This is a genomic window from Daejeonella sp. AP26, assembly GCF_056680515.1.
In genome coordinates, this window is the sequence record NZ_CM155286.1 from 2,507,102 (window position 1) to 2,522,013 (window position 14,912).

A 14,912-nucleotide genomic window follows, 5' to 3' on the forward strand; every position below is an offset into this window, starting at 1 on the left:
CTGTTAAGATAAAAAGATTTTATTATTGTTAAAAACCATACTGATCGTTCCTTTTAAGGTTTGACCAAGCAAGGGGGAGTTTAGGGACTTTGACTTATTTGCAGTTGCTGTATACTCCCATTCAGTCTTTGAATCAAACATTACGAGGTTTGCTTTCGAGCCAATGTTGATCTCTACGGATGGGAGATTAAAGATCCGGCGAGGATTTGTAGTGAGCTTCTCCACGATCAAGTCTGGCGACAATCCTGCTTTTAAAGCCATCGGTAACAACGTCTGCAATCCGATTATGCCGTTTTTGGCGATTTCAAACTCAACATCTTTGAATTCGATTTCATGTGGGGTGTGCTGTGAAACGATCGCGTCGATAGACCCGTCCTTCAGACCCGCTATTAACGCTTTGACATCACTTTTGCTACGCAGCGGCGGTTTCACCTTGTAATTGCTGTCAAAACCTGATAATATCTCATCAGTGAAAACCAAATGGTGTACGGCTACGTCACATGTCACACTGATTCCCCGTTTCCGTGCTTGCCTGATCAGGTCGAGACTCTTTGCGGTAGTGATGGTTGAAAAGTGAATTCGTGAATCATTGTATTCAGCTAAATACAGGTCGCGGATGATCATTAACTCCTCAGCCAGGGAAGGATTGCCTTTCATTCCGAGCACGGTGCTGGTGATGCCCTCATTCATCTTCCCATCTGCAGAAATGTTTTTATCTTCAGCATATGACATGATCAGCCCATCAAAACCCTTGCTATATAGCAGTGCACGACTCATCAGACCGGCATCCGCGACAGGACGGTTGCCGTCAGTGAATGCTACCGCGCCGGCTAGTTTCATGTTATAAAGTTCTGCCAGTTCTTTCCCTTCGCGGTTCTGACTAATACTTCCTAAAGGAAACAGATCAACCATATTGCCCTGTGAGGCATTGACGAGATAGGCCACCTCGCTTTTCGAATGGATGGCCGGTTCGGTGTTAGGCATTAAGGCAGCGCCGGTAAATCCTCCTGACAGGGCCGCCTGACATCCGCTTTCAATATCTTCTTTAGTTTCATAACCCGGTTCACCGAAATTGACATTCATATCAAAGAACCCGGGTGACAAATACTGTCCGCTGCCGTTGATAACCTCCTGATCATTTTCCGGTTCGATAGCTCCTATTTGCGAGATCACTCCGTCAACAATCAAAATATCTGCAGTGCGGTTATGGTGCTTACTTTGCTTATCAAGTATGGTCACATTTTGGATTAGCAGTTTGTTCATTGTCATTTTTGTATTTCAATATATAAGCAACCTAAAAAAATGTTCTCTATTGTCAGAGCGAAGGCTTAACCTGCTTTACAGTATAAAAGCGAAGTAATAACACTTCTATCGCAAGGCACAGCAGCGCCAAAATTATACAAAGTTTCCACAACTGAAATCCGAGAGCAGTAGTATTTACTTCGTTCTCAACCGCTCCATTAGCCGATTCAATTATAGAAACCTGATCCTTAGGCAACTTTTCCAGCAATTGCTGATCGCTTGCGTAACTCAGGTCGGATTCATTGCCGCTTTGATTAAAGGCGATATAGGCCTGCAGACTGTCGCCCTTTAACAATTCGTATATTCCTGCCTCCTTGAGCTGGTCAGCAATATAGAGCTGGGTTGAATTCTGTCCCTGCCTCAGATCGGGGATCACTTCGAATTCCCCCTTTTTAAGTTTAAGAGTTTGGTTGGCGTTCAGCGTAGTTCTTGCTATTTCTACCGCCTGGTCTTCTCCGAGGGTAAAGTACAGCCGCTGAGGTTGCAGGCTCAATAGGGCCAGCTGGTACATTACCGGAACAAAAAGTGAGTGTCGGGCAAAGTTTCCTGAAAGATCGTTAAGCGGCACCGCCGACAAATAGACCCGGCCTTTGCCTAATCTGTATTCGCCTAAAAACTCCTCGCGTCCCGGTAAGGATAACAAGCTTTGTTTATTGGTGCGGCTCTGGGCGGTGTAACTGACGTATTTTTTTACCGATGGGAGATCTATATTTTTGGGAATAATTTCAAAAACCCCTCTAAAAACCGGGTGTTGCAGGTTAATGGAAGATATTTTAGTCTCGCTAATCACTACTTGTCGCGGAATATCCGTTCTCAGACTGGTAAGTAGTGCGGTGAGGGATGACAAATCGGCGTCCAGAGATGGCAGGATTAACAAATTACCCCCTTGTTCAGTAAAAACTTTTAGTTGCTGGATCAATCCGGTTGAAAAGTCGTTTACTTCATTGAGGATCAGCATCGGATATTCTCCCAATCTTGAATAGTTGATGTTTCCGGCATCGGTGTTATCCAGCATAAAGTATTTATCCGACTGGTAGACCGCGTTGATGTATGGATTCACACCCGCGCCATTGATAGCCAGGATCCGTAAATTCGGCTGAACCTTGAAGCCAAAGTAAAAGCGGTCGTCGAATACCACCGGATAATCCGTAATGCTGATCTCGCCTGACTTCCATCCCGCGTTCAACCCGCTGAAAGATAAAGTGTCGGACCTGCTGGCCCGTGCCGGGATACTGACATTACCGATAGAACGCTGCTGACCGTTAATAAGTAGCTTAACCGGGATGTTTTCAGCCACGCGATCAGAATTATTCCTGAATTTCGCTACCAGCTTCCCGGCTTCCCCCGGCTTATGGATAGCCGATACGAACCAAATGGAATCAATGGAGACATTGGGCAGCGGATTCGATTTTAGTCTGATCAGACGAATAGAAATATTACTATCGATCTTCAGAGACGAATTGTCAACCAGGTTTGTCTGAAAATCAGAGATCAGGTAAATATTTTTAGCGGCATTGGGTTCCCTGGTAAATACATCCTGCTGACGGTTGATCACCTGGCTGAGGTTTTTGCTGGCGGCGCTAATCTTCACTTCGTCAACAGCATTTAAAAAATCGTCATAGCTCAGCAAGCGCTGATGCCGCCCCTCGAAATCGTTAGTCAATAGCTGGAATTTATCATTAGGGGAATAGGCAGCCGCAATTTCTTTCGCTCTGCGGCGGGCTTCATCCAGCAGGCTTCCCTCCCGGTTAACTCCCTCCATGCTATAGGAATTATCAATGTAAACGCTGACAGACTGCCCGGTTGAAGCGGTGGCATCATTGTTCCGGATGTACGGACGCGCAAAAGCAAGCACCAGAAAAACAATAGCAAGTATGCGCGCAGCCAGCACCAAAAGGTTCTTAAGATTCTGCCTGGACGCAGTTTGCTGTTCTATGGATTTCAGGAATTTCACATTGCTGAAATACACCTTTTTAAACTTCCGGAAATTGAAGAGATGGATTATAATGGGAATGGCGACAGCCAGCAGTGCAAATAAAAATCCGGGGAACAGGAATCTCATCAATTCAAAACTAATGATAAATACGATTGTGCCCAATGTTTCATTTGAATAATTTTCCTTCTCAACTTGTCGAAAGCCGCCCTGATGCCTGTAAGTTTACGCATTTCAGATCAATTTATTAGGCCTGCTTCAGTTGATCTGACCAAATAAAATCAACGTTTAAACGCTAACAAACACATTTTAAGCCATTAAAGGGTTATATGGCGGATAAATTACTTTGAAACTAAGCATCTATCTGTATATTTGCGTTCCTCCCGTTGTGATGATGGGCCAGATATTATGATCGAAATTTATTCACATCACGTACATTTCCATCATCGCCAAGAGCGGCGATAAAAAATACATGTACGTTTCCTTTGTGAAACTTTCTTCTTAATTATTTACTGGTCTAATCTTTTTCAATATTGAAAACCTTAAAAATCGCTATCCAAAAATCGGGTAGGCTAAACGAGAAATCTGTTCAGCTTCTTAAAAACTGTGGCTTAAGTTTCGAAAACTATAAGAGTTCACTGATATCTACCGTATCCAACTTCCCGCTTGAGATCCTTTTTCTTCGTGATGATGACATTCCGGAATACGTTCAGGATGGGATTGCCGACATCGGAATTGTTGGCGAAAATGTGATCGCCGAAACCGGTGTTGACGTGAGCTATCTCCAGGAGCTGGGCTTCGGAAAATGCACCCTGAAACTGGCCGTTCAAAACCATTCCGAAATTAAAACGCTTGCTGACCTCGAAGGTAAATCTATTGCCACATCTTACCCCGTAATTCTCAAAAAATACCTGGCCGAAAATCAGGTAAACTCAGAGATTAGAACCATCTCCGGATCGGTAGAAATCTCACCCGGTCTTGGCTTGAGCGACGCCATTTTTGACATCGTTTCAACCGGCGGAACTTTGAAGAGTAACGGGCTAAAACCCTTCGCTGATGTGATGTCTTCACAGGCAGTTTTGATCGGCCGAAAAGGCATCGACGAAGACGAGCTAGTGCGCGAACTTATCCAGCGGATTCAATCGGTTTTGCGGGCGAAGGAAACAAAATATGTAGTGCTGAATATTCCGAAAGCTAATCTTGGTTCGATAATAAAATTGCTGCCCGGAGTTAAAAGTCCGACGGTTGTTCCACTCGCTGATGAAGGCTGGGTTGCCATCCATACGGTGATTGAAGAACGTGATTTCTGGGAAAAAATAAATCTGTTAAAAGCAGCCGGCGCACAGGGAATTGTGGTCATGCCAATAGAAAAAATCATACTTTAAGGCATTAACTTATAATTAATACTGAAACATAAAATGCTTAAAATCTACGAGTTAAATAGCTTATCTGAATCAGAAGTTGACAACCTTTGCGTCCGTACCGCCGATAGCAATATTGCGGTGCAGGAGACTGCAAAGGAAATCATTTCAGAGGTCCGGACACATGGCGATGCAGCATTAAAGAACTTTGCGCGACAGTTTGACCAGGTAGATATTGAGAAGTTGTGGATAGGTAACGATGAATTGAAAGAACTGGCGGCCTCAGTTCCCAATTTCCAGAAGGAGGCCCTCGATCTTGCCTATACGAATATTCGCAATTTTCACTTAGCTCAAGTGATAAAGGAGGATGTAATTGAAACAATGCCAGGGGTTTCCTGCTGGCGGGATAACAGGCCAATTGAAAAAGTAGGCTTATATATTCCCGGTGGAACAGCCGTTCTTCCAAGTACTTTTCTGATGCTCGGAATCCCCGCACGCATTGCCGGTTGTCATGAAATTGTGGTTTGCTCTCCTCCCCAGAAAGATGGCAAAGTGAATCCTTATCTCGCATATTGCGCTGTATTGCTTCAAATAGACCGGATCTACCTGGTTGGAGGGGCACAAGCGGTAGCCGCCATGGCTTATGGGACTGAGACAATCACTAAAGTTGACAAGATCTACGGCCCTGGCAATCAATATGTAACCGCAGCCAAAACAATCATTCAGTCTACTACAAAAACATCGATTGATATGCCCGCCGGACCGTCTGAAGTTCTCATCGTTGCAGATGACACTTCAAACCCAGTTTTTGTGGCTGCCGATTTGGCAGCACAGGCCGAACATGGCGTTGACAGTCAGGTAGTTTTGGTATCTACCTCAACTAAAATTATATATTCGGTAATTCAGGAATTGGAGGAACAAATTGCGATTCTTCCCCGTGCTGAAATAGCGTTAAAAGCGCTCGAAAACTCTTATTCCGTGGTAGTAGATTCTCTTGTCGATGCGATAGACTTTAGCAACCGTTACGCTCCCGAGCACCTCATCCTGGCGACATCCGGATGGGAACAACTTATCGACAAGGTACTGAATGCAGGGTCTGTTTTCCTTGGAAACAATACGCCCGAAAGCGTTGGCGACTATGCTTCCGGGACGAATCATACGCTCCCAACCAGCGGTTATGCGAGGTCATATTCGGGGGTATCAGTTGACTCTTTTGTCAAGAAAATAACCTTCCAGCACCTCTCGCAAAATGGTCTTCAAAAGCTTGGTCCCGCAGTGGAAATTTTAGCCGAATTAGAAGGCTTACAGGCTCATAAAAATGCGGTAACTGTTCGACTTCAAAACACCTTAACACGATCTTAAATTCTCATGTTCGATTTAAATAATATACTCCGGGAAAACATAAAAAATCTTATCCCCTACTCTTCCGCCAGGGACGAATTTAAAGGCGAAGCTTCGGTATTTTTAGATGCCAATGAGAACAGTTTTGGCTCGCCGCTTTCCGAAAATTATAACCGCTATCCGGACCCTTTACAGTTAAAGATCAAGCAGCGTTTAAGCCAGATCAAGGGGGTGCCTCCGCGCAATATTTTTCTGGGCAATGGAAGCGATGAAGCCATCGATATTCTCTTCCGCGCCTTCTGCCGTCCGGAAGTTGATAACGTGATCACCGTGCCGCCGACCTACGGCATGTATGAGGTTTCAGCCAATATCAATGACGTGGAAGTTCGGAAGGTGAAACTAAACCCAGCATTCCAGTTAGATATGGAAGGCATTGCTGAATCTATTGATGAAAACACCAGGATCATCTTTATTTGCTCACCAAACAACCCTACAGGTAACTCAATTGATCGCGATGATATCCAAACATTACTTGCAAACTTTGAAGGTCTGGTGGTGGTAGATGAAGCTTATATCAATTATTCCAGACAAAAAACCTTTATCCAGGAGCTAACCGAATCTTCAAACCTGGTGGTGCTCCAGACTCTTTCCAAAGCGTGGGGTTTAGCCGGATTAAGAGTCGGGATGGCGTTTGCAAGCGAAGAGATCATTGAGGTTTTCAATAAAGTGAAGCCGCCTTATAATATCAATCAAGCCTCTCAAGAGCTGGTTTTGAATGCTCTGGAGAATGTAGAACAGGTAAATGACTGGATTAAACAGACGGTAGCAGAGCGTGAAAAGCTAGTCGCACAGCTGGCATTGCTGAACTTTGTACAGAAGGTCTATCCTTCAGATGCTAACTTCCTGCTGGTTAAAACCAGCGATCCGGTTTCATTATATAATTCCCTGGTTGAAAAAGGAATTATTGTGAGAGATCGTTCAAAAGTTGAACTTTGCGAGGGATGCCTGAGAATAACAGTGGGCACCCCGCAGGAAAATGAAGTGCTGTTGGAAAGTCTTAAAGAGTTTAAAACGACCCTGAACGGGGGGATTCAATGATGCAGGAAGCTCCTCCGGAGCTAAAATCAAACTTCACTAAATATCTATAAACACCTGGCTCCGCTGGAGCTACACAAAAAAAAATCAATATAAAGCAGCATTGAGCAAAGCTGGCAGCTCGGAGAAGTTAAACAATAAGATATTAATTGAAATTGCTAACGCCAACAATTAGCTCCAGAGGAGCTCCGTATTTCTAGAAAGACGGTACCGCAGAATCAGCTCCGGCGGAGCTTCCTAAACGAGTGGCAGTGAAGAAAACGCTAAAATTAAAACCCAATACCTCATACCTAAATGAAAAAAGTACTATTTATTGACCGTGATGGAACCATTATCGCGGAACCTGAAGATGAACAAATTGACACTTTAGAGAAGCTGGAATTTTTGCCCTACGCTATATCATCATTAAAAAAGCTTCAAGACTACGGCTACGACCTGGTGATGGTTAGCAACCAGGACGGTCGCGGTACAGCGAGCTTCCCGGAAGAAACGTTCCTGGCACCTCATGAAAGGATGCTTTCTATTCTCAAAAATGAGGGAATTGAATTTAAAGAGATCTTTATTGACCATTCTTTTCCCGCAGATAACAGTCCTTTCCGAAAGCCTAACACGGGTATGTTAACCTCCTACCTGATTGAGAATGCCATTGACCTTTGGAATTCATACACGATTGGCGACAGGCTTACCGACATTGAACTGGCTAAGAACCTCGGCTGCAAGGCGATCTACTATTCTAAGGCTCAGCATCCCGATGCAGCAATGAACAGCACAAACTGGCTGGATATCACCCGGTTCCTAACAACCCGCCAGGACAGACAGTGCCAGCTAACCCGGAACACGAATGAAACAAAGATCACTCTTGACCTGAATCTGGACGGGAGCGGACAACACTCGATAGACACCGGGCTTAAGTTTTACGATCACATGATGGATCAGCTTGCTAAACATTCGGGAGTGGACTTAACGCTAACCGTGAAGGGCGACCTGGAGATCGACGAACATCATACCATCGAAGACAGCGCTATTGCACTCGGTAAAGCTTTCAAACAGGCTTTAGGCGATAAGCGTGGCATTGAGCGCTACGGCTTCCTGCTACCCATGGACGAAGCTTTGGTACAATGTGCCATCGACTTCTCAGATCGCGCTTATTTTATTTACGAAGGGAAGTTTGACCGCGAATATGTAGGTGATTTTCCTACCGAAATGTTTGAGCACTGGTTGAAATCCTTCTCTGAACACGCAGGCATGAATTTGAATCTAAAGATCATTGACGGGAACAATACCCATCATATGATCGAAGCCAGCTTCAAGGCACTTGCCAAATGTATTAAGCAGGCAATTGCCGTCACAGGCACGCAGCTGCCAAGCACAAAAGGAGTTTTGTAGTTGGTTAGACAATAGTTGCAACTAACAACCCTACCAACCTAAAAATCATCAAACTAACAACCTAACGAACTAACAAACTACAATGACAGGCATAATTAACTACGGAGCCGGAAATATTTTCTCCTTAACCGCTTCGCTAGACCGGCTTCAGATACCCTACGGAATGATCAACCGACCGGAAGATCTGCCACAATATGAGCGGTATATTATACCTGGCGTTGGTCATGCGGGAGCAGCTATGGTTAAACTTCAGAACAGCGGCCTGGCGGATATCATACCCACAATCAGCAAACCCGTTTTAGGTATATGCGTGGGAATGCAGTTGCTAACCTCCTACTCAGAAGAGGGTGATTCTGATTTAACAGGAATTGTTCCGCTCAGAACACTGCATTTTGACGAAGACTCTCAGTTAAAGATTCCGCATACCGGTTGGAACAATGTAAGTGTCGACAAAGCGAACCCTTTATTTAACGGTATTGGCACTCAACAATACTTTTACTTTGTACACTCATTTTTTATAGAATTTAATACTAATTTTACGATCGCTTCAGCTGAATACGGAATTAAATTCTCCGCAGTGATACAAAAAGATAATTTCTATGGGGTTCAGTTTCATCCTGAGAAATCAGGTTCTGCCGGCGAACAAATTTTAACCAATTTCTCACTCTTAGCTTAGATCCATGTACATTATTCCGGCGATTGACATTTTAAATGGTAAAGTAGTGCGCCTCCGTGAAGGCAATTATGACGACGCAACTTTTTACGACGTTACCCTTGAGGAGATGATTGAAACATATCAGTCGAAAGGCACCGAGTTTATCCATATTATCGATCTTAACGGCGCCAAAGGCGATTTCAGTAATCAAAAATTTCTTTTTGACATACTTAATAAAACAGATATCAAGGTTCAGTATGGTGGTGGCGTTCGCAGCATCGATAAGGTTAAAGAATTGATTGATTACGGTGTCCATCGCATTATCGTTGGTACGCAGGCGATAACCAACCCAGATTTCTTACCCGAGCTCGGCAAGGAGATCTGCGGTAAAGATAAATGCTCGGATCAGGTTGTCATTGCAATTGACGTATTGGATGAGGTTATTAAATATTCCGGCTGGATGGAAAGTTCGCCGGTGAAGTTGACTGAATACATAGACCGTTGTTTGAACCTGGGCTTCTTCAGATTCTTATGTACTGACATTAATAAGGACGGAAAGCTGGGTGGTACCGCTATCGACCTATACCGTAAATTGTTAGAACATTCCCCTTTCATCAAACTGATCGCATCTGGTGGTATCAGTTCTATGGATGATATTCGACAGCTTCAGGAAATTAAAGTTGAATCTTGCGTGGTGGGTAAGGCCATTTACGAAAACCGTATAACGATTGACGAAATAAAAGACTGGAACTTAAAAGCGCTGATCAGCTTTTAACTTCTGCAGTAAGCCACCTCATCGACTTGGTTTACAATATATCAGAGAATGCTCACAAAAAGAATCATCCCCTGCCTGGATGTAAAAGATGGCCGCACGGTAAAGGGTATAAACTTTGTTGACTTGAAAGATGCCGGCGATCCGGTAGAACTGGCCTGGCAGTATTCAAATCAGGGTGCCGACGAATTAGTATTTCTGGATATATCTGCCACTCACGAGAAGCGGAAAACCATGTCAGAGCTGGTTAAATCGGTTGCCCGCCAGATCAATATTCCCTTTACTATTGGCGGCGGCATTAATGAAATAGCCGATGCGGATATCCTGCTGAATTCCGGTGCTGATAAGATCTCTATTAATTCGGCGGCTGTACGAAACCCACACCTTATTGATGATTTAGCAAAAACCTTTGGGAAGCAATTTGTGGTGGTCGCAGTTGATACCAAAGTGATTAATGGCAAAAATTACGTTCACCTGAACGGCGGACGAATCACCACCGAAATTGAAACTGAAGCCTGGATCCTTGAAGCGCAGGAACGAGGCGCGGGAGAGATCCTGCTCACTTCCATGAATCATGATGGCACAAAAGCTGGATTCGATTGCATTGAATTGAAGAAGATCAATCAAATGGTCTCAATTCCTGTGATTGCTTCTGGAGGGGCTGGTAATATGTCTCATTTTGCAGATGTATTCCAGCTTGCGGATGTAGATGCTGCCTTAGCTGCCTCTGTTTTTCATTACGGAGAAATTCTGATCCCTGAACTGAAACAGTTTTTAAAAGAAAATAACATCCCGGTAAGGGAATTATAAATTAAGAATTGAGAATTAAGAATAGGGCACATATCCTAATCACTCAAATCTCAAATCTCAAATCTCAACCCCAAATGACGATTGATTTTACCAAAGGTGAAGGCCTTATTCCCGTGATCATCCAGGACGAACAATCCCTGGAGGTGCTGATGCTGGGTTATATGAATGAAGAAGCGTATCAAAAAACTGTTTCTGAAGACGTCGTTACTTTCTTCTCACGCTCCAAGAACCGCCTCTGGACTAAAGGCGAAGAAAGCGGGAATATCCTTAAGGTTAAAAGTATCAGCATTGATTGCGATAATGACACCCTGCTAATCAAGGCGGCGCCGGCAGGTCCAACCTGTCATACCGGTTCAAGAAGCTGCTTTTCAACCGATTATAACCAGAACTTCATTTTCAGGCTCGAGCAGATCATCAGCGAACGTTTTGATCAGCCTTTAGAAGGTTCCTACATCAATAAGTTAAGACAAAGAGGCCTTAATAAAATTGCACAGAAAGTAGGCGAAGAAGGCGTTGAGACGGTGATTGCTGCTTTGAATGAAACAGAGCATGACCTGATAAACGAGGCATCAGACCTGATCTTCCACCTGCTGGTGTTATTAAGGGAGAAAAATATTGACCTTCAAACCATTTCAAAGAACCTCGAACAACGACACGTGAGTCGTCCGTAAACTGCATAATTTGCTGATATGATTCAAGTTGAACAAGTAGCCAGCCTGCCGGGTCACCAAAATCCCATCTATACCGTTGAAGCTTCCCAAAAGCCAGGCATTATTTTCACAGCCGGCAATGATACCGGTATTGTTGAATGGAGTTTAGACAGGAATGAGTTTATTAAGGTGCTTATGCCGGTGAAAACCTCAGTTTATGCACTGCATTCTACTCTAGTAGCCCCTCTGCTGGCTGTCGGTGAAAGAAACGGTGATGTCAGCCTGTTTAATTTCGAAGAGCAGCAAGTAAGCACCGTTTTAAAACATCATAAGAAGCCCATCTTTGATATTAAGTCGGTAATGTCGAAAAAAGAGTTGCTGGTTTCATCAGAAGATGGTACAGTTTCAGTGTGGGACCTGAGTTATAAAGCCGGCGAAGTAAATCAGCATAAATTGCTCTATAGCTTTAAAGTGAGTGATGCATTGGTGCGGGCCATCAGTATTAGTCCTGATGAAATGACTGTGGCTTTTGGTTGTAAGGATAACCGCATCAGCATTTACAGTCTGGAAGATTATCGCTTGCTGCATGATTTTGAAGCCCATACCCTTCCAGTCTCTTCCCTCCAGTATTCGCCGGACGGCCAATACCTTATCTCCGGAAGTCGCGACGCGCAACTTAATATCTGGAACACTTCGGGTTACACCTTATTTAAAACGATTCCCGCACACTTATTCGCCATATACAGTATTGCATGGCATCCTAACAAACCCTTTTTTGCCACCGCAAGCAGGGATAAGACAATTAAGATCTGGGATGCAAATTTTGAACTACGAAAAACGATTAGTATTGACAAAGGATTCCCAATGCACAGGCTTTCAGTTAATAAAATCGTGTGGGAGCCCAATAATGGCCACTTAGTTTCCGTTAGTGATGATAAACTGGTCATGATTTGGAACATCACCAGTATCTAATCTACCTGTGTTATGAGATTATTTGCGATAGTGTTGCTGGCAATGAGTATGATTTTCGTCTCGTGTGATAAAAAAGAACCCATTGTGGAGAATGTATCGGGCGTGATAAAGATCAGTGAAACCGGCGCCTGCAGAGTGCTGATTCAATTGACTAACGGAGTGTCAATCTTCCCAACTAATCCTGACAAAGTACAGACATTTGCAACTGATGGTCGGCAGGTTACCATAAGCTACCGGCCGGATAACGAGTTCGTTTCTCCATGTACCGGCTCAGACCCCGCGATAATTGAAGCTATCAGGTAGTTAAGCAAATCGCTTGATTATTCTTAGCTTATGAGTATAGCGTCGTAATTCGGTACTGTAAATCCCCTCGGTATCTATTACGTCTGATTTTACTCTTCCGGAAGCATGTATGATGCGATTATTGCTTAACATGATCCCAACGTGAATGATCTTCCCTTCCTCATTATCAAAAAATGCCAGATCTCCTGCCCTTGCTTCCTCCAAGAAGTCCACATTCTTACCTTGTAATGCTTGTTGCCATGCATCCCGTTTCAGCCTGATGTTGAATTGCTTGAATACCATCTGGCTTAAACCAGAACAATCAATACCAAACGCTGACCGCCCGCCCCATAAATAAGGCGCGTTGAGGTAGAACTTGGCCGCGTTGACGACTTCTGATTTAAAAAGATCCTGCTTCGGCTTTAAAGGTGGATGGACTACCGAATAAACGGTATTTTCAATCTTGAACCGTCCGTCTGCATAGCCTGGAAGCGTACTTCCGGCAACAATATTCGTCACTTCATCGGTAACCGAATTCTTTATAGGATGATGGATCTTCAATCCCAGCAAGGTACTTTCGGTATCAACAGATTTGTATGTATCTGCATCTATAACACAGGATTGCTTTGAATCTATCCAGCCTTCGTAATCATCGTAGCCGGTTTTAATGCGGATCCATCGATCCGTTTCTTCCAGAATTTCAAAGTGATCGCCAAACAATAATTGAGAGACCATTTCACTCCTGTCAGAAGGTTCGGCACGCATAGGCACCAACGACAGGTTACAAAGGCCAAATATTTGATTCATATCCGCAAATAAAGTAAATTTAGCTCAATACAAGACACCTATTATTATTTACCCCGGCATACGAACTATTTAAGCCCTAAACCTGTTAACCCGCTATGACAAACCTTGATGACCTGAAAAAAATTTTAATTGCCGTTGAAGATAATGTCTACTCCGACCAAGCTGTACATTACGGACTGGCGCTAGCGCGAAAGCTGCAGGCTGATGTTGCGCTGGTTCATGTAAATGAAATTCCGGCGGCTACCCCTTACATTGCCGATCCGATGTTAAATGAAACATCGTTCATCATGCCCGAGATGATGAATATTCAGGAAGATGCGAGCAATGCTTTGTTTGAGCGGATTAAAACCCAGGCGGGCGAAAGTATAAATCTCTACACGTATACCAAATTGGGTAACCCGAAAACAGAGATCTTAGCTACTGCCGAAGAATGCAATGCGGACCTGATCATTCTGGGCACTCATGGCCGCACAGGCTTTGACCATTTCATCTCCGGCAGCGTTGCCGAAAGTGTGGCCAGAAAATCAAAGTGCCCTGTGCTGATCATACCAAATAAGGACAACGATACTGTGTTAGAGGATTAAGAAATAAACTGCCCGGAAGGGATTTTTAGACTGCCCGGAAGGGCAGTTTTTCGTTAAATATATTTCCCTGTTAGCTGCCCTTGATTTGCCCTTCTTTAAGAGTGGTTAGGGATAACACTGTGAAGCCAGTATGCTCACCATATCTAAACTCGTTGTTGATCGAAGGATGACACTGTTATCACCCTGTTATCATATGGTTTACACCCTGTTTTGGACGAGCCATTGGTGCCTCCTTTCTAAAGTCACAACTGCACTAATCAGAGTTGAAATAGGCATGCGCAACCTCCTGATTGTAACGGGAGATCTTGCGAGGATTTTACCGGATTTTGACGATCAGGTAGCTGCTGTGAACAGTTAAGATGTAGCGACAGGTATCGGCTTCAGGCTGTGGATGGCTATGAAGCACGGATAACAGTAATATCCCCGTTCGGCTTGTAAAGACTTAAGGCTGATCTCGGAAAATATCAGTTTGAATAAAAAAACCGTCTCGAAATGAAGTCCGGACGGTTTCTATATCTAATAAGTAGAATGCTATTACTCCAGGTGCAAGAAGGCCTTTTTAGCTAAAAGTTCCTCTTCTGTTTCACGGATATCTTCGTCATCTACACAACAATCTACCGGGCAAACTGCTGCGCACTGTGGTTCATCATGAAAACCAACACATTCGGTACACTTATCTGAAACAATAAAATACACTTCATCTGAAACCGCCGGTCGGGCTTCTTCAGCATCCCTGGCGGTTCCATCCGGGAAATTAATCAGGCCGCGTAAACTTGTTCCATCGGAGTAACGCCATGCAGCTCCGGCATCGTATATAGCATTATTTGGGCATTCTGGCTCACAAGCCCCACAGTTAATACACTCATCGGTGATTTTAATTGCCATCTCTGTATAAAAGTCTAATTCAAAAGTTAATTTTGCAGGTGTTAATACGCATAAAAACGTGAAAACGCCACAAATAT

At 43.9% G+C, this 14,912-nt stretch carries 15 protein-coding genes; 11 read left to right on the forward strand and 4 right to left on the reverse strand.

All coding sequences use genetic code 11. The features are described from left to right. Positions 1-3: 3 nt before the first annotated feature. Complete coding sequence (locus AC1MCB_RS10725; protein ID WP_479964715.1) at positions 4-1,263, reverse strand: dihydroorotase; 1,260 nt, start codon at positions 1,261-1,263, stop codon at positions 4-6. A gap of 52 nt (positions 1,264-1,315) precedes the next feature. Beyond that, positions 1,316-3,364, reverse strand: a complete 2,049-nt coding sequence (locus tag AC1MCB_RS10730; protein ID WP_479964716.1) for a vWA domain-containing protein — start codon at positions 3,362-3,364, stop codon at positions 1,316-1,318. Positions 3,365-3,768: 404 nt separating this feature from the next. On the opposite strand from AC1MCB_RS10730, the gene hisG reads away from it, so the two are divergent. The 10 genes from hisG (at position 3,769) to AC1MCB_RS10780 (ending at position 12,580) form a co-directional block, all read left to right on the forward strand. Further along, positions 3,769-4,620, forward strand: a complete 852-nt coding sequence (hisG, locus tag AC1MCB_RS10735; protein ID WP_479964717.1) for an ATP phosphoribosyltransferase — start codon at positions 3,769-3,771, stop codon at positions 4,618-4,620. Between the two features lie 33 nt (positions 4,621-4,653). Next, positions 4,654-5,958: a histidinol dehydrogenase gene (gene hisD / locus AC1MCB_RS10740; protein WP_479964718.1), complete on the forward strand. Its 1,305-nt coding sequence runs from the start codon at positions 4,654-4,656 to the stop codon at positions 5,956-5,958. Positions 5,959-5,964: 6 nt separating this feature from the next. After that, entirely contained in the window at positions 5,965-7,035 is a 1,071-nt protein-coding gene (hisC, locus tag AC1MCB_RS10745) for a histidinol-phosphate transaminase (protein WP_479964719.1), read from the forward strand. A gap of 291 nt (positions 7,036-7,326) precedes the next feature. After that, entirely contained in the window at positions 7,327-8,418 is a 1,092-nt protein-coding gene (gene hisB, locus AC1MCB_RS10750) for a bifunctional histidinol-phosphatase/imidazoleglycerol-phosphate dehydratase HisB (RefSeq protein WP_479964720.1), read from the forward strand. An 82-nt stretch (positions 8,419-8,500) separates the two neighbouring features. After that, complete coding sequence (hisH, locus tag AC1MCB_RS10755; RefSeq protein WP_479964721.1) at positions 8,501-9,094, forward strand: imidazole glycerol phosphate synthase subunit HisH; 594 nt, start codon at positions 8,501-8,503, stop codon at positions 9,092-9,094. 4 nt (positions 9,095-9,098) lie between these two features. Beyond that, entirely contained in the window at positions 9,099-9,848 is a 750-nt protein-coding gene (locus AC1MCB_RS10760) for a 1-(5-phosphoribosyl)-5-[(5-phosphoribosylamino)methylideneamino]imidazole-4-carboxamide isomerase (RefSeq protein WP_479964722.1), read from the forward strand. Between the two features lie 48 nt (positions 9,849-9,896). Then, positions 9,897-10,655 carry an imidazole glycerol phosphate synthase subunit HisF gene (gene hisF / locus AC1MCB_RS10765; RefSeq protein WP_479964723.1) on the forward strand — a complete coding sequence of 253 codons (759 nt, stop codon included), beginning with the start codon at positions 9,897-9,899 and terminating at the stop codon, positions 10,653-10,655. A 74-nt stretch (positions 10,656-10,729) separates the two neighbouring features. Further along, entirely contained in the window at positions 10,730-11,326 is a 597-nt protein-coding gene (hisIE, locus tag AC1MCB_RS10770; RefSeq protein WP_479964724.1) for a bifunctional phosphoribosyl-AMP cyclohydrolase/phosphoribosyl-ATP diphosphatase HisIE, read from the forward strand. A gap of 18 nt (positions 11,327-11,344) precedes the next feature. Next, positions 11,345-12,277, forward strand: coding sequence for a WD40 repeat domain-containing protein (locus AC1MCB_RS10775; protein ID WP_479964725.1), 933 nt, complete (start codon positions 11,345-11,347; stop codon positions 12,275-12,277). Between the two features lie 12 nt (positions 12,278-12,289). Next, positions 12,290-12,580 carry a hypothetical protein gene (locus AC1MCB_RS10780; RefSeq protein WP_479964726.1) on the forward strand — a complete coding sequence of 97 codons (291 nt, stop codon included), beginning with the start codon at positions 12,290-12,292 and terminating at the stop codon, positions 12,578-12,580. Here AC1MCB_RS10780 and AC1MCB_RS10785 read toward each other — a convergent pair whose 3' ends face one another. Then, positions 12,581-13,366, reverse strand: a complete 786-nt coding sequence (locus AC1MCB_RS10785) for a C40 family peptidase (RefSeq protein WP_479964727.1) — start codon at positions 13,364-13,366, stop codon at positions 12,581-12,583. 95 nt (positions 13,367-13,461) lie between these two features. Between AC1MCB_RS10785 and AC1MCB_RS10790 the strand changes: the two genes are divergently transcribed. Further along, positions 13,462-13,950, forward strand: coding sequence for a universal stress protein (locus AC1MCB_RS10790; RefSeq protein WP_479964728.1), 489 nt, complete (start codon positions 13,462-13,464; stop codon positions 13,948-13,950). 534 nt (positions 13,951-14,484) lie between these two features. On the opposite strand, the gene AC1MCB_RS10795 is transcribed toward AC1MCB_RS10790, so the two are convergent. Beyond that, positions 14,485-14,835: a 4Fe-4S binding protein gene (locus tag AC1MCB_RS10795; RefSeq protein ID WP_479964729.1), complete on the reverse strand. Its 351-nt coding sequence runs from the start codon at positions 14,833-14,835 to the stop codon at positions 14,485-14,487. Positions 14,836-14,912 lie beyond the last annotated feature (77 nt).